We start from the raw sequence: 19,774 nt of genomic DNA, 5'->3' as shown, positions 1-19,774 counted from the left end.
TTGAGTTGTCCCGAGCCTTTTATGCCGAGGTGGTGGCGCCGCTGGTGGCGCGGGTGCCGCATAGTGCCGCGTTGATCGGGCCGGGTTCGGAGGTGCTGGCGTTCGACACGGGCCGCTCCGCTGATCATGACTGGGGTCCGCGGGTGCTGGTGTTCGTGGAGCCGCGGGCGGTGGCGGAGGTGGAGGCGCGGGTGCTGGCCGGGCTTCCGGAGCGGTTTCGGGGGCTGGCGACGGTGTTCGACTATCACGGCGCGCTGCAGCCGGGGGTGGTGGTCGCCGATCTGGAGGGTTGGCTGGTGGAGCGGTTGGGGTTCGATCCGCGGCGGGGGGTGTCGCTGCTGGATTGGCTGTCGGTGCCGTGGCAGAGCCTGGCGGAGGTGACGTCGGGGGAGGTGTTCCATGACGGGCTGGGTGGGCTGGAGGCGGCTCGGGCGGCGTTGCGCTGGTATCCGGGGGATGTGTGGCGTTATGTGCTGGCGTGTCAGTGGCGGCGTATCGCGCAGGAGGAGCCGTTTCCCGGCCGGTCGGGTGAGGTGGGCGATGAGCTCGGCTCGGCCGTCGTGGGGGCGCGGCTGAGCCGGGAGGTGATGCGGCTGGCGTTGCTGTTGCGCCGCCGCTATCCGCCGTACGCCAAGTGGCTGGGCAGTGCTCTGGCGCGGATGCCCGGTTCGACGGAGCTGGGGGAGTCGCTGGGGCTGGCGGTGGCCGCCCGGTCGTGGCGGGAGCGGGAGGACGGGCTGGCCGCGGCCTACGGGCGGCTGGCGGCGTTGCAGAACCGGGTGGGTCTGGCCGAGCCGCTGGATGAGCGGGTGCGCGGCTTCCATGATCGGCCGTTCCGGGTGATCGGGGGTGATCGGTTCGCGCAGGCGTTGCTGGGGTCGGTGTCGGATCCGGTGATCAGGGGGTTGCCGGTGGTGGGGTGTGTGGATCAGCTGTCGGACTCGGTGGATCTGCTGCTGGAGCCGGGCCGGGCCCGGGCGGTGACGGCGGCGGCGCTCGGCCTGGGCGCCTGACAGGTGTTTCCCACCTTCTGCCGGGTAGCGGGACCCGGCGACCGGAAAGCACGAGAGCGTCATGAGCACGAAAACCGATGAGTTCGCCGACCGCCTGTTCCACGCGGCGCTCGGCGCCATTGAGGTCCTGTCGGTGCACATCGGTGACCGGCTGGGCTGGTATCGCGCGCTGGCCGAGCACGGTCCGGCCGATCCCGGCGAGCTGGCCGCCCGCGCGGGCGGCCACGAACGATACGCCAGGGAATGGCTCGAACAGCAGGCCGCCTGCGACATCCTTCAGGTCGGCGCCGACGGGCGTTTCGCGCTGCCCGACGGCGCGGCGGAGGTCCTGACCGACGCCTCCAGCCTGGCCTACCTCGCACCGCTGGCGCGGATGCTGACCAGCGCCGCCGTGCAGATGCCCGCCCTGCTGGAGGCCTACCGGCGGGGCGGCGGGGTCGGCTGGGCGAGCTTCGGCCAGGACATGCGAGAGTCTCAGGCGGACCTGAACCGGCCCTGGTTCGAGCGCGCGCTGCCGGGCGCCATCGCGGGCGTGCCCGACCTGGAGGCGGTTCTGCGCCGTCCCGGGGCTCGCATCGCCGACCTCGGCTGCGGCGCGGGGTGGTCGACGATCGCGCTGGCCAGGACCTACCCCGAGGCCATGGTGGTGGGCGTCGACATCGACGGCCCGTCCGTCGAGCTGGCCGCGCGCAACGCCGCGAGCGCCGGGGCCGGGCCTGGCCTCACCTTCCGCCAGGGGGATGCCGCCCTGCTCGGTGAGGATCGCTACGACGCCGTGTTCGCCTTCGAGTGCGTGCACGACATGCCGCGGCCGGTGCGGACGCTGGCGGCGGCGCGGCGGGCGGTCGTGCCCGGTGGGGCGGTGGTCGTGATGGACGAGGCCGTGGGTGAGCGCTTCGCCGGGCCCGCCGATGAGGTGGAGCGGCTGATGTACGGCTTCAGCCTGCTGATCTGCCTGCCGGACGGGATGAGTGATCCGCCTTCGGCCGCCACGGGAACGGTGATGCGGCCGGACACGCTGCGCCGGTACGCGCGCGAGGCCGGGTTCGCCGACCTGGAAGTCCTGCCGATCGAGGACTTCGGATTCTGGCGCTTCTACCGCCTCATCCCCTGACCTCGCAAACTGAACTCCACACCAAAAATACAATGGACTTAAAGTTTGGTGTTGAGTTAAGTTATTGCGCATGTCCGAGGGGTTGCGGGAACGCAAGAAGCAGCAGACGCGCCGCCGCATCCGCGACGTGGCCACCGCCCTGTTCGTGGAACGCGGCTTCGACCACGTCACGATCGCCGAAGTCGCCGCGGCGGCCGAGGTGTCCGTCAACACCGTCTACAACTACTTCCCGGCCAAGGAGGACCTCGTCCTGCCGCCCGATGAGGCCTCACCTCATCGCCTGGCCGACATCGTGCGCCGGCGCCCCGCCGGGCAGGCCGCCATGCCGGCGGTGCTGGAGCACCTGCGGCAGGAGGTACGGCGGCGCGACCGCAAGATGGGCCTGACCGAGGGGTTCGGCCGCGTCCTGGAGATGATGCGCGCCGCTCCCACCCTCACCGCCCGCCTGGGCGACCTCGGCCGGCAGATGACCGACGAACTGGTCGCCGTCCTGGCCGAGGAGACCGGTGCCGCGCCCGGCGACCCGCTGCCCCGCATGGTGGCCTGGCACATCGGCGGCCTGCACTCGCTGGTCTACGCCGAGATCGGCGAACGGACCGCGGCGGGTCACAGCGCCGGCGACATCGCCGCGGCCGTGCTGGAACTCCTGGACGTCTTCGAGGACCTGCTCGGAGAACGCCTGCTCACCTATGCTCGACGAAAGGACTGACCTTGTTCAGAGTGATGATTCGCGGCAAGTTCGACGCCCTGGACGACGCCGCCCGTGAGGCCGTGCGGGCCGCGGGAAACGCCGCCTTCACCGAGGCCGGGACGTTCACCCACGACCAGAGCGTGTCGTCGTTCACCTTCCGCTGCCAGGTCCCCGCCGGGCCCGACGACGGCGAGAACGAGGCCATCAGGTCGGCGATGGCGGCCCTGGAGGCGCACGGCCACCTGTATCAGTTGCTGCACGTCGCGGTGACGGACATGCGCGACATCAAGATCCGCCGCAAGGGACGCCCGAGGACGACCTCGGGCTGACCGCGCACCCTGCCCCGGCTCACCGCTCCGTGCGGGCTTGTGTCCTGCTGTCATGTGGCGGTTTTTCGCTCTTTTTACGGCACGCATGGGTCACCCGCCACCCGCCGCACGTGGCCGGGGGCCTCCAGGAAAACGGCCTCTGACCCCGCACGTGGCCGGCCGCCGTTACGTGAGCGTCCTTGCTTGCGTCGCCCGGGAACGACGTCAGAGCCGCTGTGACCTCGGCGGGCCGTTCCCCCGCGAGGCGGAAGGAGCGCCCGCCGAGCAGGCGGTTCAGCAGGCGGCTCGGCGGCGGGCGTTGGCGGTGATGGCGAGGCGGACGTAGGCGGCCAGGCCCGGCACCTGGCCGTCGAAATGGGCCGTGAACCGCGGATCCATCACATACAACTCGCCCAGCCCCCGATGAATCTCATACGTGCAGGTGTAGAACCACCGGCTGATGTGAGCGCGATGACGCTCGGCCACCTCCATCGCCGCCTCGCCGTCGGGCGGCAGCCCCGCCTCGAACACCGCCACCAGATCGCCCAGCACGCCCGCCGCCTCGGCCTTGATCCGCAACCAGTCGGCCTTGGTGTAGGTGGCCACCCGGCGGCGGCTCTGCTCGTACTGCTCGCCGCCGCCCCAGCGCCGCTCCACCTCCGCCTCGTGATCCTCCGGCCGGAAGCCGCCGAACACCTCCAAGCGTTCGGCCGGGGTGAGCGCGACGCTCATCGTGCGCGCCTGCATCGCCCGTTCCACCGCGGCGATCACCTCGCTGAGCCGCTCGGACTTGCGGACCAGCAGCTCATGCTGGCGTCGCAGGTGCGTCAGCTCGTCGGCGCGCGGCTCGTCCAGGATGACGGCGATCTCCTCCAGCGCGAAACCCAGCTCCCGATACAGCAGCACCTGCTGCAGCCTGATCAGATCCGCCTCGGTGTAACGACGGTAGCCGGCCGCGCTGCGCTCACCCGGGCAGAGCAGGCCGACCTCGTCGTAGTGATGCAGCGTGCGCACGGTGACGCCGGCCAGCCGCGACACCTGCCCCACGGACAAACTCATGACACCACCATGAACCCTCACGTTACGTCAGGTGCAACCCCCGGCTGGACTCTCCCACGGCGGGAGGGCCCATGCTGGGGGCGTGGATGAGGATCTCCTGCCGATCGGGCAGTTCGCCCAGCTTGCCCGGTTGAGCGTGAAGCAGTTGCGGCACTACGACGAGATCGGGCTGCTGCGGCCCGCCTGCGTGGACGCCGCCACCGGCTACCGCTACTACCGCGCCGCGCAGGCCCGCACGGCGCTGTCGATCGGGCTGCTGCGCTCACTCGACGTGCCGCTGCCCGTCGTGGGCCAGGTCCTGGCCGGCAGCCAAGGCGCCCTGGAGTCCGTACGCGACTCGCTGGAGTCCGAACTGGCCCGGCGGCGGCGCGCCCTGGCGTCACTGGAACGCGTCATGGCCGACGGCCTGCCCGCCACCCAGGTCCGCATCGTCACCGAACCCGCGCACCGCGTCGCCCTCGTCCGCGAACGCGCCGACGGCCCGGCCGACATCGCCCGCGCCACCAGCACCGCCGCCGCACGCCTGATGGCCGGCATGTACAGGGCGGCTGACGCGGGCGCCGGCACCCGCCCGGCCCACTCCGGCACCCGCCCGAGGCGGGACGGCCCGCTGCCCGTACACGCCGACACCGGGAACACCGGGGGCAGCCCGCCTGCCTGGGACGCCGCCGCCTCGAAGACGAAGGACGCCGACGCCTCGCAGGCAGGGTACGGCCCGCCACCCACGCACGCCGCCGCCTCGAAGACGAAGGACGCCGACGCCTCGCAGGCAGGGTACGGCCCGCCACCCACGCACGCCGCCGCCTCGAAAGCGGCGGACAGCCCGCCCCCTACCCCCAGCGACGCCGAGCCTCCCGGCCGGACGCTCGCCCAGGCCGCCGGCACGCATCCCGGCGGGGGAGCGGCGACGGGCGACGGGCCGCAGTTGATCGGGCTGTTCCCCCTCGACCTGAGCGACGCCTTCGACGTGGCCTTCGCGCTCGTCCTGCACGACGGCTGGGAGGCCGGCGGGGGCGCGCGGGTGGACGTGCTGCCCGGCGGCACGTTCGCCGCCGCCACCCACATCGGCCCCTACGACCAGATCTCCCTGACCGCCCACGCCGTCCTGGCCTGGTGCGCCGAACGCCGCCACCCCATGCGCGGCCCGATCCGCGAGGTGTACGTGTCCGACCCGGCCCGCACCCCGCCCGATGAGCTGATCACCCACCTGATGATCCCTTTGGAGGAAGAGTCATGAACGCCGAACTGACCACCCACGGCCCGGTCACCTGCCTGAACGTCACCGGCCTCGGCGAACCCGGCGGCAGCGAGCACCTGTCGGCCATCGGCGCCCTGTTCGCCGTCGCCGGCGCGATGGGCGGCCCCGGCGGGCCGCTGGAGGGCCTGTGGTGGGTGGAGGACGAGCGGCCCGGTCTTGAGGTGCCGCGCGAGCAGTGGCGCTGGCACCTGCTGCTGCCCCTGCCCGCCGCACCCGAACCGGGACGGCTGGAGCAGGCCCGCGAGTCCGTGCGCGCCACCGGCGCGGCGGTGGACCGGGTACGCGTGGCCGTCTTCACCGAAGGACAGTGCGTGGAGATCCTGCACCACGGCCCCTACAGCGAGGAGCACCTGTCGCTGAAGATCATGGAGGACTTCATGGACGAACACGCGCTGGTGCCCAACGGGCCGCACCACGAGGTGTACCTGACGGCCTTCGACGACCCCGACCCGCGCACGGTGCTGCGCCAGCCTGTGCGCCCGGCCTGAGGCGCGGGAACCGGCGACGCCCCACGGGCAAGGCCGTAGCACATGCCTGCGCCGATCAACGCCGCCCACTGGCGTGGCGCCCGCCGCGGCCCACCCGTCCGGCCGGCCCGCTCACCGCTGCGGGTCGGCCCGCTTCAGCAGCGGGTGCGCCCGCATCGCCCCTTCCAGCTCGCCCGGCAGCTCATCGCGGTAGCGGCCCAGCGTCGACAGGTCGCTGTGGCCCAGCACCCGCCGCACCGCGTCCATGTCCACCGCGTCGGCCAGCAGATGCGTGGCCGTCGTATGCCGCAGCCCATGTGGTGTCACCGAGCGGCGCTGGCCGGCCTCTACCTGCCGCTGCACCCGGTCGATCACCGCCTGCACGTCACCGCGCGCCAACCGGCGCCCCCGCCACGACAGCAGCAGCGCCTTGTCCGGCAGCGGCGCCCGCTCCCGCGCCAGGTAGGCCTCCAGCGCCAGCGTCACATCGCGGGGGAGCGGCAGATCGCGGGTGCGGCCGCCCTTGCCGAAGATCCGCCAGTAACGCACGCCGTCATTGGTGTAGAAATCCTCGACGTTGGCCCGTACGAGCTCCGAGACCCGCGGCCCCATCGTCGACAGCAGCAGCACGATCAGCGCGTCGCGCAGCTCGGTGCGCTGGTCTCGCCGGCCCCGTGCCGGAGCCTCGCCCAGTGACCGCGCCGCGCCGATCAGTCCTTGCGCCTGCTCGCGGGTCAGCGCCCGCCGCTCCGGCCGTAGTCCGCCGCGTTCTCTGGCCGTCACCGTCGAGTGGGTCATCGGGTTGATCTGCACCCAGCCCGCCAGCGAGGCGTGCTTGAACAGTGCCGAGATCGAGCGGCGGAAGCGGGCTTGGGAGGAGGGGCTCTGCCCGCCGCCGGCCGCCGAGCGCCGGCCGTCCGGTTTGCGGGCGAACGCCAGCAAGATCGCATCGATGTCCTCGCCGGACAGGTCGTCCAGCACCGTCGACTCGCCGGCCAACGCGACCAGCGTGGCCACGTCGCGCGCGTAGAGCTCGGCTGTGGCCTGCGACAGCGCTCCCGTCAGTGTTTTGGCCCGCACCAGCTCCACATAGCGATCGGCCGCCTGGACCACCGTCAGCCGATCAAGCTCAGCAGGCCGCACCGTCCCCCCTCACGCTGGAAGATCCCCGTCACAGGCAGACGGTAGCGGGCCCCACCGACAGAAAATTTCAGATGTCGCGGAACGTCTCGATCCGCGCGCCCAGCGCGTTGAGCCGCTCGGCCAGGTCCTCGTATCCGCGGTTGATGACGTACACGTTGCGCAGCACCGAGGTGCCCTCGGCCGCCATCATCGCCAGCAGGACGACCACCGCCGGGCGCAGCGCCGGCGGGCACATCATCTCCGCGCTGCGCCAGCGCGTCGGCCCCTCCACCAGGACGCGATGCGGGTCCAGCAGTTTGACCGAGGCCCCGAGGCGGGTCAGTTCCGTCAGGTAGATGGCGCGGTTGTCGTAGACCCAGTCATGGATGAGCGTCGAACCCTGCGCGGTGGCCGCGATCGCGGCGAAGAAGGGGACGTTGTCGATGTTCAGTCCGGGGAACGGCATCGGATGGATCTTGTCGATGGGGGAGATCAGCTTGGAGGGCCGCACCGTCAGGTCCACCAGCCGGGTGCGGCCGTTGGCCGCCGGGTATTCTCCGCCCCGGTCGTGATCGAGGCCCATCTCCTCCAGCACCGCCAGCTCGATCTCCAGGAACTCCACCGGGACCCGGCAGATCGTCAGCTCCGAGGAGGTCACCACCGCGGCCGCCAGCAGGCTCATCGCCTCCACCGGGTCTTCGGAGGGGGAGTAGTCGACGTCGCACTCGATGGAGGCCACCCCGTGCACGGTCAGCGTCGTCGTCCCGACGCCCTCCACCCGCACGCCCAGCTCCTCCAGGAAGAAGCATAGGTCCTGGACCATGTAGTTGGAGGAGGCGTTGCGGATCACCGTCACGCCGTCGTGCCGCGCCGCCGCCAGCAGCGCGTTCTCCGTCACCGTGTCGCCCCGCTCGGTCAAAACGATCGCCCGTGAGGGCGACACGCCCCGGTCCACCCGCGCGTGGTAGAAGCCGCCTGTCGCGGTGATGTCCAGCCCGAAGTGCCGCAGCGCCGACATGTGCGGCTGCACCGTGCGTGTTCCCAGGTCGCAGCCGCCGGCGTACGGAATCCTGAACTCCTCCGCGCGATGCATGAGCGGCCCCAGGAACATGATCACGCTTCTGGTGCGGCGGGCGGCCTCGGTGTCCATCGCCTCCAGTTCCAGCCGGGCCGGAGGGACGATCTCCAGGTCGCTGCCCTCGTTGATCCATCGGGCCCGCACTCCGATGGAGGCGAGCACCTCCAGGATCCGGTACACCTCTTCGATCCGCGCCACCTTACGCAAGATCGTCCGGCCGGAGGTGAGCAGGGACGCGCACAGCAGCGCCACGCAGGCGTTCTTGGAGGTCTTCACGTCGATGCTGCCCGACAGCCGGCGTCCGCCCACCACCCGCAGGTGCATCGGCCCGGAGTAGCCCAGCGACACGATCTCGCTGTCGAGCGCCTCGCCGATCCGCGCGATCATCTCAAGACTGATGTTCTGGTTGCCGCGCTCGATCCGGTTCACCGCGCTCTGGCTGGTGGCCAGAGCGTCCGCCAGCTGCAGCTGGGTCCACCCACGGTGCTGGCGGGCGTCGCGAATGAGCCGGCCGATCCGTACGAGATAGTCATCAGTCATAGCACGACAACATATCTCACATATGAGATGCCGCTGCGACGGGCCCCGCCGACGCGCCGGACAACTCCCGGTGCACCGCCAGGTGGTCCGGCGTCGTCACCACCTTACGCTTGTGCACGAACGCCTTGCGCGCCTGCCGGAAGCCGTTGCGGTCATCGAACATGTCCCGGCTCATCTCGGCCAGCTCCTCCACCCGGTAGGCCTCCAGGGGCTTGCGCCGCTCGTCGGCCTCCTGCGCCTGGCGTTTGATCTCCAGCAGCCGCCCGTAATCGTCACCGGCGGCCAGCCGCTCGGCGTACTCCAGCACCGAGCGCTCGAACTCCAGGCGCGAGCCGGGCATCAGCCGGTCGGCCAGCCCCAGCTCGAGCGCCTGCGCCGCGCTGATCGGCAGCGCCTGGCCCGTCAGCCGCCGCGCCACCACCGCCCCCACCCGCCGGGGCAGCACATACGTCCAGTACTCCGACCCGAACAGCCCCATCGTCCGGTAGTGCGGGTTGAGCACCACGCCCTCGCGCACCAGCACCCGATCGGCGCCCAGGCCCATCATCACGCCGCCCGCGCCCGCGTTGCCGCCCACCGACGTCACCACCAGCTGCCCCGTGCACGTGATCACCTCACGGCACACCTGGTTGATCGCGTTGATGTTCGTCCAGGCCTCCAGCTCGGGGTGGCGCGAGGCCTCGATCACGTTCAGGTGGATGCCGTTGGAGAACACCTCGCCGCCCCGCACCACCAGCACGCGGGTGTCCTGGGCGCCGGCGTAGCGAAGGGCCGAGGCCAGGCGGCGGCACTGCTCGCTGGACATCGCGCCGTTGTAGAAGTCGAAACTCACCACGCCCACCGTGTCGCTGCGGTCGTAGGTCACCTCGCTGTAACCCGGGCGCTCCTCCAGCCCGGCCGCCCGCTCACCCAGGACCGTGGCCGCCGGCAACTTGATCGCGCCCGGCTCCTCCACCCGCAGGTGCCCCACCCACACCGTGCCGTCGCCGGTGTGCACCAGCACCGCGCCCTCGCGCCGGGCCGCCACCGCGCCCTCGCGCCGGGCCGCCACCGTGCCCGGCGTCCCGGCCACCACCGGGCCCCGGTAGACGTCGAACACCCGCATCATCCGCCCGTCCAGCATCACCCGCCCGCCCGGCGCACCGTCGGCCGAGCGGATGCGCCGCAGCACCGCGTCGGTGCTCTGCGACCAGGAGAACTCCCGATCGGCGTGCCGCATCGCCGGCCGCAGCCGCCCGCGCACCTGCGGCGAACGGTAGTCCAGCGGCACCGGCACGAACCCCGCGTCCATGGCCTTGGCCGCCACCTCCACTACCAGCTCCACCGCCGCGTCGGCCACCGGCCCGTTGTACAGGGCGGACTTGCGCGGCGGCTCGGCCGGCATCGCGAACGTCCGATACCCCCAGATCGGCCCGGCGTCCATCTCCTCCACCGCCTGCAGCGCCGTCACGCCCCACTCCGGCTCCGCGTCGGCGATCGCCCAGTCCAGCGAGGAGGGGCCCCGGTCGCCGGGGGGCCCCGGGTGGATGATGATCGTGCGGTGGTTCTGCCACAGAAGCGCCGGCACCTTCTCCTTCAGGAACGGGCAGATGATCAGGTCGGGCTTGGCCAGCCGGGCCGCCTCGACCATCACCTGCTCCGAGACGGCCAGCTCGACGGTGACGTCGTGTCCGGCCCGGCGCAGTTCCAGCCAGGCACGCTGGGTCAGGCCGTTGAAGGAGGAGCAGAGCAGCAGGATGCGCAACGGATGACTTCTTTCAGGCGGTCGTTCGAGGGTGACGGGGGCTCGCCGTGTGCGGGCCCGGGGGAGGGGGCCTGCTCAGCCGGGCGTACCCGGGCCCGGGTGATCCCAGAAGTCCCGGATGTTTACGGCAGTCCCATATGGCCCGTACATGTCATCGATGCTGACACGAACCTGCAAGTGCTGATGACACATCTCCGCAAAAATCCGCCCGGACCAGCCCCAAATGACCCGCTTTGTCGGAATCGAATCTGGGGGACAGGCGCCCGTACGCCCCTACTCCGGCCCAACCGCCTAGCCCGCTACCCGACCGAAACCCCGCTCCTGCGGCCGGCGGATGAGTGATTCCAGGACGTCGATGCCGATCGGGATCGACTCCTCCCGCACCTCGAAGGTCGCACTGTGATGGGGGCCCGGGCTGCCGGCGCCCACCATCAGGTAGGCGCCCTGGCCGCCGCGTTCCTGCACACGCCGGATGAGCAGGTTGGCATCGTCGCTTCCCGCGTACGGCCGGGTCCGGATCACCTCCACGACGGCGGGATGGGCCTTGGCCGCCTCGACGATGCGGTCGACCAGTTCCTCGTCGGGGGTCACGGTCGTGGAGCGGCCCATCACGGCCAGCTCCACCTCCACGCCCTGCGCGCCGGCCGCCCCCTCCACGATGGAACCGATCCGGCCCACCAGCTCCTCAGCGACCTCGTCCACGGTGGCGCGCGCCTCGCACGTCATCACCGCCGTGGACGGCACGATGTTCACCCCGTCACCGGCCACCAGCGTGCCGACGTTGAGCCGGGTGTCGGCGGAGCTGAAGCGCGGGATCGCCATGATGGCCAGCGCGGACATGGCGGCGGCCAGCAGCGCGTTGCGGCCGGTCTCGGGCGAGCCGGCGGCATGGGAGGCCTCGCCGGTGAAGTCGACTTTCAGCTTGCGGGTGGCCAGGCCGCCGGTGAAGCTGCCCACGACCGAGCCGAGGGCCATGTCGCCCGCCATGTGCACGGCGAGCATGGTGTCGATGCCGTCGGCGACCCCGGCGTCGATCATCGTCTGCGCGCCCCGCACCCCCTCTTCGGCGGGCTGGAACAAGATCCGCAGCGAGCCCGCGAAGTCACGGTCGGCCAGGCGGTGCAGCAGGCCCACCCCGATGGTGGCGTGCGCGTCATGGCCGCACGCGTGCATCGCGCCGTTGACCGAGGCGAAGCCGTTGGCGGCCGGGAAGTGCGCCGGATCGGCCGACTCGCGCATCGGCAGCGCGTCGATGTCGACACGCAGACCCCACCGCGGGCCCGGCCGCAGCCCGGCCACGTCGACGACCAGCGCGGTGCCGTTCTTGCGGAAGAAGCGGGCGCGCTCGGCCGCGACGCCGGACTCGATCGCGCGAGCCTCCCATGCGTCGAGCGTGCGCGGCGAGGGGTAGTTCACGACGGGGGAGAGGTCGTGGGCGTCCTCTCCGGTCAAGACGGTCACCGGCAGGCCTTCGATGGCCTGGGTGATCCGGGCGGCCGTCCCGATCTCCACGAACGCGGGTTCCGGATTCCGGTGCAGTTCTCGCCTGAACGCCTTGAGCTGCGCGAAGTCCACGAGACCTCTTTCTCTTCCACGATGATCAGCGGCCCGGCGGTCGCCTCGCACATGCTAGGTACGGTGCCGCAGACCGGGGCTCATCGCGCGCGATCCTGCATGAAACACCCGATTTCCGAGCAGGGTCCGCATGAAGTCGCCCGGTGCTAGTCCTCGAACACCGGCTGGCCGCCGACCGGCACGTACCGAAGGCGCCGGCTGTCCAGGTCGAGGATGTAGCCCGTGCGCTTGGCGATCCTTGGCACGATCCACCGGTCCTTGACCAGCACCTTCGGGAACGCCGAGGCCACCCTGCCCTCGATCTCGTCCAGCTCCTGCAGGTTGTGCAGCCACAGGAAGACCGCCAGGTTCGCCTCGCCGGTCACCGACGCGCACATCCGCACGTGGTGGAGCGAGCGCAGCGAGGAGACGAGGCGTTCCAGGTCGTGGTGCTGGACGTCGAGCCACAGCACCGCCGCCGCCGACCAGCCCATCAGGGTGTGGGCGAAGTCGACGCGCCATCTGACCCAGTTCGCCGCGAGCAGCGCGTCGATGTCGCGGGAGATCACCGTGATCGAGCGGCCCAGCTCGCGCTGCATGTCGGCGGCGGTACGGCGCACGTCCGTGCTGAGCGCGGCGACGACGTCGCGGTAGGCGGGCTTGCGTTGTTCGGGCGGTTCGGAGGGCCGCAGCAGGCGCAGCGCCTCGGCCTGGTCGTCGGAGAGCATGTTGAGCCGCCAGCCCGAGCCTTCGAGGAAGATCCGCCGCAGGTAGTGGGTCCGGGTGCCGACGATGCCGGGGATCACGGCGATGTGCTCGTCGATGTAGCGATCCATGGACAGCAGGCTGTGCGTGGAGATCATGACGTAGAGGTCGCGGGGACCCGAGGTGCAGTGCACGCTGAAGATCGGCCCCTGCCGGCCGAGCTCGGCGATCACGTCGGCGCGCCGGCCCGGGGTGCACCGGATCTCCACCAGCGCCGAGATCTCCCGCTCGGCCGAGCGCGGCCCGTCGCCCTCGAAGCAACTCGTCCACGCCTGCCGCTGCTGCGTGAGCGCCGACCAGCGGCGGGAGATCGTCGACGGGTCGACCCGCAAGATCCTGCCCAGATGGGCCCAGGAGACCCGCGGATGGATCTGCAGTGCGTTGATGATCTGAAAGTCGAGCCCGTCCACCATGCCGTCTATCATGCACATAAAGGGACGATGTGCCCACAATCGTGCATACCGTCGCAGGTGTCGCCACCCGATCACCCGGCGGCAGACGGCCCTCCATCGTTCGCCACCTGTTCGCCGCCTCTTCCTCTTTTGGCAGACAGGCGGACTTGCCGGGCAGGATCGTGCGGGCAAAGCGCCCCAGCATCCAATTCCTTGCGCGGTGACCCTCAAAAGGCCCCTGACCGGCGCACACGACTAGGCTCGGCGCCATTCTTTCCGCGGTTGCACCTGGAGGATTGGTGTTTCGCAAAACGATTCTGGCGCTGACGGCCATCGCCGCAGCGGGACTGGGCGCGGCCGCCTGCGGCACGGCCGCAAGCACCACCGACGCCGTCAACATGTCCCTGAACACCGATCCCGCCACCTTCGACCCAGCACTGGCCAAGGGCGGCGACGACTTCACCATGGCCCGCCTGCTGTTCGACACCGTGGTACGCAAAGACTCAGGCAACGCCCTGGCAGGCGGCATCGCCTCCTCCTGGAAGGCCCAGGACGCCGCGCACTACACCTTCACCATCCGCAGCGGACTGACCTGCTCCGACAAAACCCCCATCACGCCGTCCGTGGTCGCAGCCTCCCTCACCCGGTTCGCGGCCAAGGAGACAGGCTCCTCCGCCCGCACCCTCACCCTCGGACCGGCCACCGCGACCTTCACCGCCGACGACAAAGCAGGCACCGTACAAGCCACACTGTCAGCCCCCTGGTCGGACTTCCTCACCGGACTCGCACTGCCCCAAGCCGGCATCATCTGCCCGGCAGGCCTCAAAGACGCCAAAGCCCTCGCCGCAGGCAAAGTCACCGGCGCCTTCTCCGGCCCCTACACCCTCACCGCATCACAACCCGCCGTCTCCTACCAGCTGACCCTGCGCGACGGCTACAACGCCTGGCCCACCTTCGCCAAACCCCTGCAAGGCGAACCCGCCAAACAACTCACCCTCACCCCCATCACCGACTACGCCACGATCGCCACCCAACTGCTCGCCGGCAGCCTGGACGTCGGCGTGATCATCGACGAGAACGTCGCCCGCTTCGACGGCAACCCCGCCTTCACCACCTCAAGCACCTCCAACACCACCACCTACCTGCTGTTCAACGAACGCCCCGGCACCGTGTTCGCCGACCGGCCGGACCTACGCGCCGCCGTCGCCCAAGCCATCGACCCCCAAGCCTTCAGCGACATCATCAGCGGCAAACGAGGCAGCACCATCCTGTCGGTCGGATCAGCCAAACTCGCCTGCGCCAACACCGACAAGACCCTGCTGAAAACCCCCGACCCCGCCGCCGCCAAGAAACTCGCCGGAGTCCGCTTCCGCATCGTCGGCACCACCCTGCTGCAAGGCGGCAACGACTACATCGCCGAAGCCCTGCGCAACGCCGGCGCCGACGTGAAAGTCGACTCCCTCGACAACGCCAACTGGGCCACCCTGACCACCGCCGGCGGCAAGGACTGGGACATCAACGTCCAAGGCGACAACAACCAGATGGGCACCCTCACCTCCTCCCTGCTGCGCGTCATGGGCCCCGCCACCGAAGACGGCGGCCGCAACAAGACCGGACAGATCAACAAGGAGGGCTACGGCTTCGTCACCAAAGCCATGGGCGAGATCAACCGCGACGCCCAATGCACCGCCCTGCAGTCCGCACAGAAATCCTTCCTGCAGCGCGTCGACGCCATCCCGCTGTCGACCCTGCCCAACACCACCGTCGTCGCCAAGGGATTCAGCATCCGCACCTTCGACGAATACCTCGACCCCGCCACCCTCCGCATCGTCAAATAGCCAGAAGGCGCCCCCGTCATGGCCTCACTCACATCCCCGCACGCTCCAGGCGCCCCGCCGCCGGAGCCCCCCACCGCATCCCGGTCAAAGCGGCTGCGGATCTCCTCCGCCTGGCTGCGGTTCGCCGTGCGGCGCCTGGCCAGCCTCGTGGCGATCTTCGCAGCCCTGCTCATCGTCTCCTTCCTCATCGTCCAGCTCATCCCCGGCGACCCCGCCGTCGGCATCGCCGGAGCCAACGCCGACCTCGCCGACATCCAGCGCATCAGAACCGAACTCGGCCTCGACCGCCCCATCTGGCCACGCTTCCTCGACCACGTCAGCGGAGTCCTGACCGGCGACCTCGGCACCTCCTTCATGTACCGCCAGCCGGTCGAGACCATCATCGCCAACCGCCTGCCCTTCACCGCCACCATCGCCACCACCGCGATGCTCGCCGTCCTGCTCATCTCCATCCCCCTGGGCATGGCCATCGGCGTCCTCACCCGCGGCGGCCGGCGCAAATGGCTCGACGTCGCCTTCGGCATGCTCACCGGATTCCTCGACTCCATCCCCGGCTACATCATGGCCTCCTTCCTCGTCGTGATGTTCGCCCTCGGCATCGGCCTGCTCCCGCTCTTCCCACCCGCCTACACCCCCCGCTTCGGAGCAGCCTCCTTCGTCCTGCCCGTCGCGGCCATCGCCATCGGCCCGATCTGCACCATCTCCCGCGTCGTCCGCCGCGAAACAGCCGTCGTCCTCGACACCGACTACATGCGCACAGCCCGAGGCTGGCGCCTGCCCGCCCTGCGACGCCACATCCGCTGGGCACTGCCGAACCTGCTCACCACCACCCTCACCCTCAGCGGACTGATCCTCACCGGCATGATCGGCGGCGCCATCATCATCGAATCGGTGTTCGCCCTACCCGGCCTCGGCAGCGGCATCATCAAAGCCATCCTCGACCGCGACTATCCCGTCATCCAAGGCATGGTCCTGGTCATCGGCATGATCGCGGCACTCGTCAACCTCCTCGTCGACATCCTGCTCGGACTCATCGACCCACGGACCCTCGGAGGACCCCATGTCTCCGCATAACCGGTCCCGCCACGTCAACCCCGGCCTCATCCTCGGCCTGGCCCTGCTCGCCATCATCATCCTCATCGCCGCACTGGCCCCCCTCCTGTTCACCACCCCGGCCAACGCACTCGGCCCCAGATTCGCCCCACCCTCACCCGAACACTGGCTCGGCACCGACGCCACCGGCCACGACGTCCTGCTCCGCAGCCTCGTCGCCACCCGCCTCACCCTGCTCCTCACCGCCGGAGCCACCGCCATCGCCGTCATCTCCGGCATCGTCCTGGGCACCGGCGTCTGGCTCCTACGACCCTGGGCCAGAGAAACCTTCCTGCGCGTCATCGACGCCATGGTCGCCTTCCCCGGACTCCTGCTCGCCCTCGTCGTAGCCGCCGTACTCGGCGCCGGCGGCTCCTCCGCACTGATCGCCATCGGCCTGTCCGGCATCCCCTACTTCGCCCGCCTCACCGCCAACCTCGCCGCGAAAATCTCCCAGCAGGAGTACGTCTCCACCGCCCGCCTGCTCGGCGTCAACAACACCCGGATCGCCATCAGGCACATGCTGCCGAACATGGCCGAACCCCTGCTCGTCCTGGCCGCATCGACCTTCGCGGCCACACTCACCGCCATCTCCGCCCTGTCCTTCGTCGGACTCGGAGTCCAGTCACCCGCCTACGACTGGGGCAAACTCCTCAACGAAGCCCTCCCATCCCTCCTGGCCAACCGCCCCTACCAAATGGCCGGCCCAGCCGCCCTCATCGTCCTGACCGGCCTGGCCGCCGTCCTCATCGGCGACGGACTCGCCAGCGCCGCAAACCCACGACGACACCACACACCCAGCCAGAACCGACCCCACCCCACCACCCCAGACCAAGCGGCAACCCCCAGCGAACACCTCGCCGACATCCGCGACCTGTGGATCCACTCCGGCGACACACCCCTGGTCAAAGGCATCTCCTTCCACATCCGACACGGCGAGATCCTCGGCATCGTCGGCGAAAGCGGCTCCGGCAAAACCCTCACCGCCATGGCCCTGGCCCAACTCCTGCCCGACGGCCTCACCTCCACCGCCACCCGCATGTCCATCAACGACCTGGACCTGCGCCGCCCCGCACCCCCCACCGCCATGACCGAAGCCATCAGCCTCATCTACCAAGACCCCGGCTCCACCTTCAACCCCGCCCTGCGCATGGGCACCCAGCTCACCGAAGTACTGCGCACCCACAAACACCTCACCACCAAAGCGGCCACCCAGCGCGTACTCGACGCCCTGCGCACCGTCCACATGACCAGACCCGAACACCGCCTCAAACAGCACCCCCACGAACTGTCAGGCGGCATGCGGCAACGCGCCATGATCGCCACCGCCCTCACCGTCCAGCCACGCCTGATCATCGCCGACGAACCCACCACAGCCCTCGACGTCACCGTCCAAGCCGAAATCCTGCGCGAACTCAAACGCGTCAACAACGAATACAACGCCTCGATCATGTTCATCTCCCACGACATCGGCGTCGTCCGCGCACTCTGCGACCGCGTCATCGTCATGTACCACGGCGAAATCGTCGAACAGATCGCCGCCCACGACCTCACCGTCGAATCCGCCCAACACCCCTACACCCAAACCCTCCTGCGAGCCACCCCCGACATCGACGGCCCCCCAGGCGACCTGCCCACCCCGCAGCCCGCGCAGGAGCACACCCATGGATGAACAGATCGCCGTCCAGGTCAGCGACCTGCGAGCCGGCTACGGCTGGGGCGCCAACGCCACACCCATCCTGCACGGCATCACCATGAACGTCGCCCGAGGCACCACCGTCGGCATCGTCGGCGAATCAGGCTCCGGCAAATCCACCCTCGCCAAAGCACTCGTCGGCATCATCCGCCCCACAGCCGGCAGCGTCACCATCGGCGGCGTACCCGTCTCCGCCGCACGAGGCGCCGACCGCCACGCGCTGCGACGCAAAGTCCAGATGATCCCCCAAGACCCCTACTCCTCACTCGACCCCCGCCGCACCATCGGCCAAGCACTCGCCGAAGCCGTCGACCCGCGCCGCGCGAACGTCAGCAAACACACCGACGAGATCATCCACTGGCTCGAAACCGTCAAGATGCCCGCCGACACCATCAACCGCTACCCCCACGAATGCTCCGGAGGACAACGCCAGCGCATCGCCATCGCCCGAGGCCTCATGATCGGCCCCGAAGTCGTGATCGCCGACGAGATCACCTCCGCACTCGACGTCTCCGTCCAAGCCGAGATCCTCAACCTCCTGGCCAAGCTACGCCGCGAACTCAACCTGACCATGGTCTTCATCTCCCACAACCTCGCCGTCGTCCGCCACGTCAGCGACGAAGTCGTCGTCCTCTACAACGGCGACATCGTCGAACAAGCCCCAGCCGCCCACCTCTACCAAAACCCCCAGCACCCCTACACCCGCACACTGCTCGACTCGGTCCCAGGCGCACCAGGCTTCACCATCGAACACCGCCCGCGGAAGGACGCTGCGTGACCCCCGACCGAAACCTCCGCCTCAGCAACGCCACGATCATCGACGGCACCGGAGCACCACCCCTCCACGACGGCGTACTCGACATCACCCCCGACGGCCTCATCGCCTACGTCGGCACCGCCGCCGACGCCCCCCACAACCACAACGCCGACGAACGCGACCTGCACGGCGCAACACTGCTACCCGGATTCATCGACTGCCACGTCCACCTGGGATTCACCCTCGCCAACGGACCCTTCCACACCCTCCAGAACGACCCAGCCCTCATCGTCCTGGAATCCGTCGCCCGCATCCGCGCCACCCTCGACGCCGGCATCACCAGCGCACGCGACCTCGGCGGCCTGTCCCAAGGCTTCCGCGAAGCCATCGACCAACAACTGATCCCCGGCCCCCGCCTCAAACTCGCCGTCAGCCCGATCAGCCACACCGCCGGCCACGGCGACATGCACCTGCACGGCGGCACACTCGCCCCCACCATCCCCGAACTCATCGAGATAGCCGACACCGTCGACGAAGTCCGCAAAGCAACACGCCGCATACTCCGCCAAGGAGCCGACCTCATCAAGATCTGCACAACCGGCGGCATGGGCAGCAGACACGACCACCCCGACGACGAAGGCCTGCGCCTGGACGAAGTACGCGCCATCCACGACGAACTCGACCGACACGGCGGCAAACCCATCGCCGCCCACGCACAAGGCCGCAAAGGCATCCTCACCGCCATCCGCGGCGGCGTGACCAGCGTCGAACACGGCTACGGCATCGACGACGAAGGCCTCGACCTCCTCGAAGAACGCGGCGCCTTCCTCGTCCCGACCCTGTCGACCGTGTTCTCGATCGACAAGAAGACCATGCAGCCCTACCACTACGCCAAAAAAGTGAAGTGGTCCGAGATCACGAAGAAGAACATCGGCCACGCCATCGCACGCGGAGCGAAGATCGCCCTCGGAACCGACGCCGGCGTCTGCCCCCACGGGCAGAACCTGCGCGAACTCGGACACCTCGTCGACCTCGGCATGTCCCCGATGAACGCCCTCATCGCCGGAACCCGGACCGCATCCGAACTGCTCGGCATCTCCGACCAAGTCGGCACCCTGGAAACCGGCAAACTCGCCGATCTCGTAGCCACCGACGCCGATCCGCTCCAGGACATACACGCACTGGCTGATCCCTCGCGCATACAGATCGTGATGAAAGCCGGCGCCTTCATGAAAGACCTCGCAAAGACCGCCCCCCAGACGACACCCGTCTGACCGAAACCGGCG

At 69.8% G+C, this 19,774-nt stretch carries 17 protein-coding genes; 11 read left to right on the top strand and 6 right to left on the bottom strand.

The window, feature by feature from the left end; translation table 11 throughout:
• The first annotated feature begins 5 nt into the window (after window positions 1-5).
• From AB0B91_RS44095 to AB0B91_RS44080, 4 genes are all read left to right on the top strand, one after another.
• Window positions 6-1,013 (top strand): DUF4037 domain-containing protein, encoded by a 1,008-nt coding sequence (locus AB0B91_RS44095; protein ID WP_358333804.1) that lies wholly within the window; start codon window positions 6-8, stop codon window positions 1,011-1,013.
• Between the two features lie 61 nt (window positions 1,014-1,074).
• Complete coding sequence (locus AB0B91_RS44090; protein ID WP_358333801.1) at window positions 1,075-2,127, top strand: class I SAM-dependent methyltransferase; 1,053 nt, start codon at window positions 1,075-1,077, stop codon at window positions 2,125-2,127.
• Between the two features lie 70 nt (window positions 2,128-2,197).
• On the top strand, window positions 2,198-2,836 hold the full coding sequence (locus tag AB0B91_RS44085) for a TetR/AcrR family transcriptional regulator (RefSeq protein WP_358333798.1): 639 nt from the start codon (window positions 2,198-2,200) through the stop codon (window positions 2,834-2,836).
• Window positions 2,837-2,847: 11 nt separating this feature from the next.
• A complete protein-coding gene (locus AB0B91_RS44080) occupies window positions 2,848-3,147 on the top strand; it encodes a DUF6204 family protein (RefSeq protein ID WP_358334281.1) in 300 nt (99 codons plus the stop codon).
• Between the two features lie 273 nt (window positions 3,148-3,420).
• Here the strand turns inward: AB0B91_RS44080 and AB0B91_RS44075 are convergent, their stop codons facing one another.
• Entirely contained in the window at window positions 3,421-4,185 is a 765-nt protein-coding gene (locus tag AB0B91_RS44075) for a MerR family transcriptional regulator (RefSeq protein WP_358333795.1), read from the bottom strand.
• Between the two features lie 82 nt (window positions 4,186-4,267).
• Here AB0B91_RS44075 and AB0B91_RS44070 point away from each other — a divergent pair, with 82 nt between their 5' ends.
• Together AB0B91_RS44070 and AB0B91_RS44065 are read left to right on the top strand one after the other, a co-directional pair.
• Window positions 4,268-5,422, top strand: coding sequence for a GyrI-like domain-containing protein (locus AB0B91_RS44070; protein ID WP_358333792.1), 1,155 nt, complete (start codon window positions 4,268-4,270; stop codon window positions 5,420-5,422).
• Entirely contained in the window at window positions 5,419-5,931 is a 513-nt protein-coding gene (locus tag AB0B91_RS44065; RefSeq protein WP_358333790.1) for a hypothetical protein, read from the top strand. Before AB0B91_RS44070 ends, AB0B91_RS44065 begins: the two co-directional genes overlap by 4 nt.
• Window positions 5,932-6,042: 111 nt before the next feature.
• Here AB0B91_RS44065 and AB0B91_RS44060 read toward each other — a convergent pair whose 3' ends face one another.
• From AB0B91_RS44060 to AB0B91_RS44040, 5 genes are all read right to left on the bottom strand, one after another.
• Window positions 6,043-7,053, bottom strand: coding sequence for a tyrosine-type recombinase/integrase (locus AB0B91_RS44060; protein ID WP_358333787.1), 1,011 nt, complete (start codon window positions 7,051-7,053; stop codon window positions 6,043-6,045).
• A 67-nt stretch (window positions 7,054-7,120) separates the two neighbouring features.
• The gene (locus AB0B91_RS44055; protein ID WP_358333785.1) at window positions 7,121-8,650 is read right to left on the bottom strand and encodes a UDP-N-acetylglucosamine 1-carboxyvinyltransferase; all 1,530 of its coding nucleotides are present in this window, start codon (window positions 8,648-8,650) and stop codon (window positions 7,121-7,123) included.
• 16 nt (window positions 8,651-8,666) lie between these two features.
• Entirely contained in the window at window positions 8,667-10,394 is a 1,728-nt protein-coding gene (locus AB0B91_RS44050; RefSeq protein ID WP_358333782.1) for an enoyl-CoA hydratase-related protein, read from the bottom strand.
• Window positions 10,395-10,685: 291 nt separating this feature from the next.
• On the bottom strand, window positions 10,686-11,969 hold the full coding sequence (locus AB0B91_RS44045; protein ID WP_358333779.1) for an amidohydrolase: 1,284 nt from the start codon (window positions 11,967-11,969) through the stop codon (window positions 10,686-10,688).
• Window positions 11,970-12,115: 146 nt separating this feature from the next.
• Entirely contained in the window at window positions 12,116-13,144 is a 1,029-nt protein-coding gene (locus AB0B91_RS44040) for an Lrp/AsnC family transcriptional regulator (protein WP_358333776.1), read from the bottom strand.
• Between the two features lie 260 nt (window positions 13,145-13,404).
• On the opposite strand from AB0B91_RS44040, the gene AB0B91_RS44035 reads away from it, so the two are divergent.
• The 5 genes from AB0B91_RS44035 to AB0B91_RS44015 are packed head-to-tail and all read left to right on the top strand — an operon-like array spanning window position 13,405 to window position 19,762.
• Entirely contained in the window at window positions 13,405-14,943 is a 1,539-nt protein-coding gene (locus AB0B91_RS44035) for an ABC transporter substrate-binding protein (protein ID WP_358333773.1), read from the top strand.
• Window positions 14,944-14,961: 18 nt separating this feature from the next.
• On the top strand, window positions 14,962-16,017 hold the full coding sequence (locus tag AB0B91_RS44030; protein WP_358333769.1) for an ABC transporter permease: 1,056 nt from the start codon (window positions 14,962-14,964) through the stop codon (window positions 16,015-16,017).
• Window positions 16,004-17,707, top strand: a complete 1,704-nt coding sequence (locus AB0B91_RS44025) for a dipeptide/oligopeptide/nickel ABC transporter permease/ATP-binding protein (RefSeq protein ID WP_358333766.1) — start codon at window positions 16,004-16,006, stop codon at window positions 17,705-17,707. The genes AB0B91_RS44030 and AB0B91_RS44025 overlap by 14 nt, the downstream gene beginning before the upstream one ends.
• Window positions 17,700-18,509, top strand: a complete 810-nt coding sequence (locus tag AB0B91_RS44020; RefSeq protein WP_358333763.1) for an ABC transporter ATP-binding protein — start codon at window positions 17,700-17,702, stop codon at window positions 18,507-18,509. The genes AB0B91_RS44025 and AB0B91_RS44020 overlap by 8 nt, the downstream gene beginning before the upstream one ends.
• Window positions 18,506-19,762 carry an amidohydrolase family protein gene (locus AB0B91_RS44015; RefSeq protein WP_358333760.1) on the top strand — a complete coding sequence of 419 codons (1,257 nt, stop codon included), beginning with the start codon at window positions 18,506-18,508 and terminating at the stop codon, window positions 19,760-19,762. The genes AB0B91_RS44020 and AB0B91_RS44015 overlap by 4 nt, the downstream gene beginning before the upstream one ends.
• Window positions 19,763-19,774 lie beyond the last annotated feature (12 nt).

The organism is Nonomuraea sp. NPDC049141 (assembly GCF_040648415.1).
In the GTDB taxonomy this organism is placed as follows: Bacteria; Actinomycetota; Actinomycetes; order Streptosporangiales; family Streptosporangiaceae; genus Nonomuraea.
The sequence above is the reverse complement of the archived record's forward strand: the minus strand, read 5'-3'. Positions and strand labels throughout refer to the sequence as shown.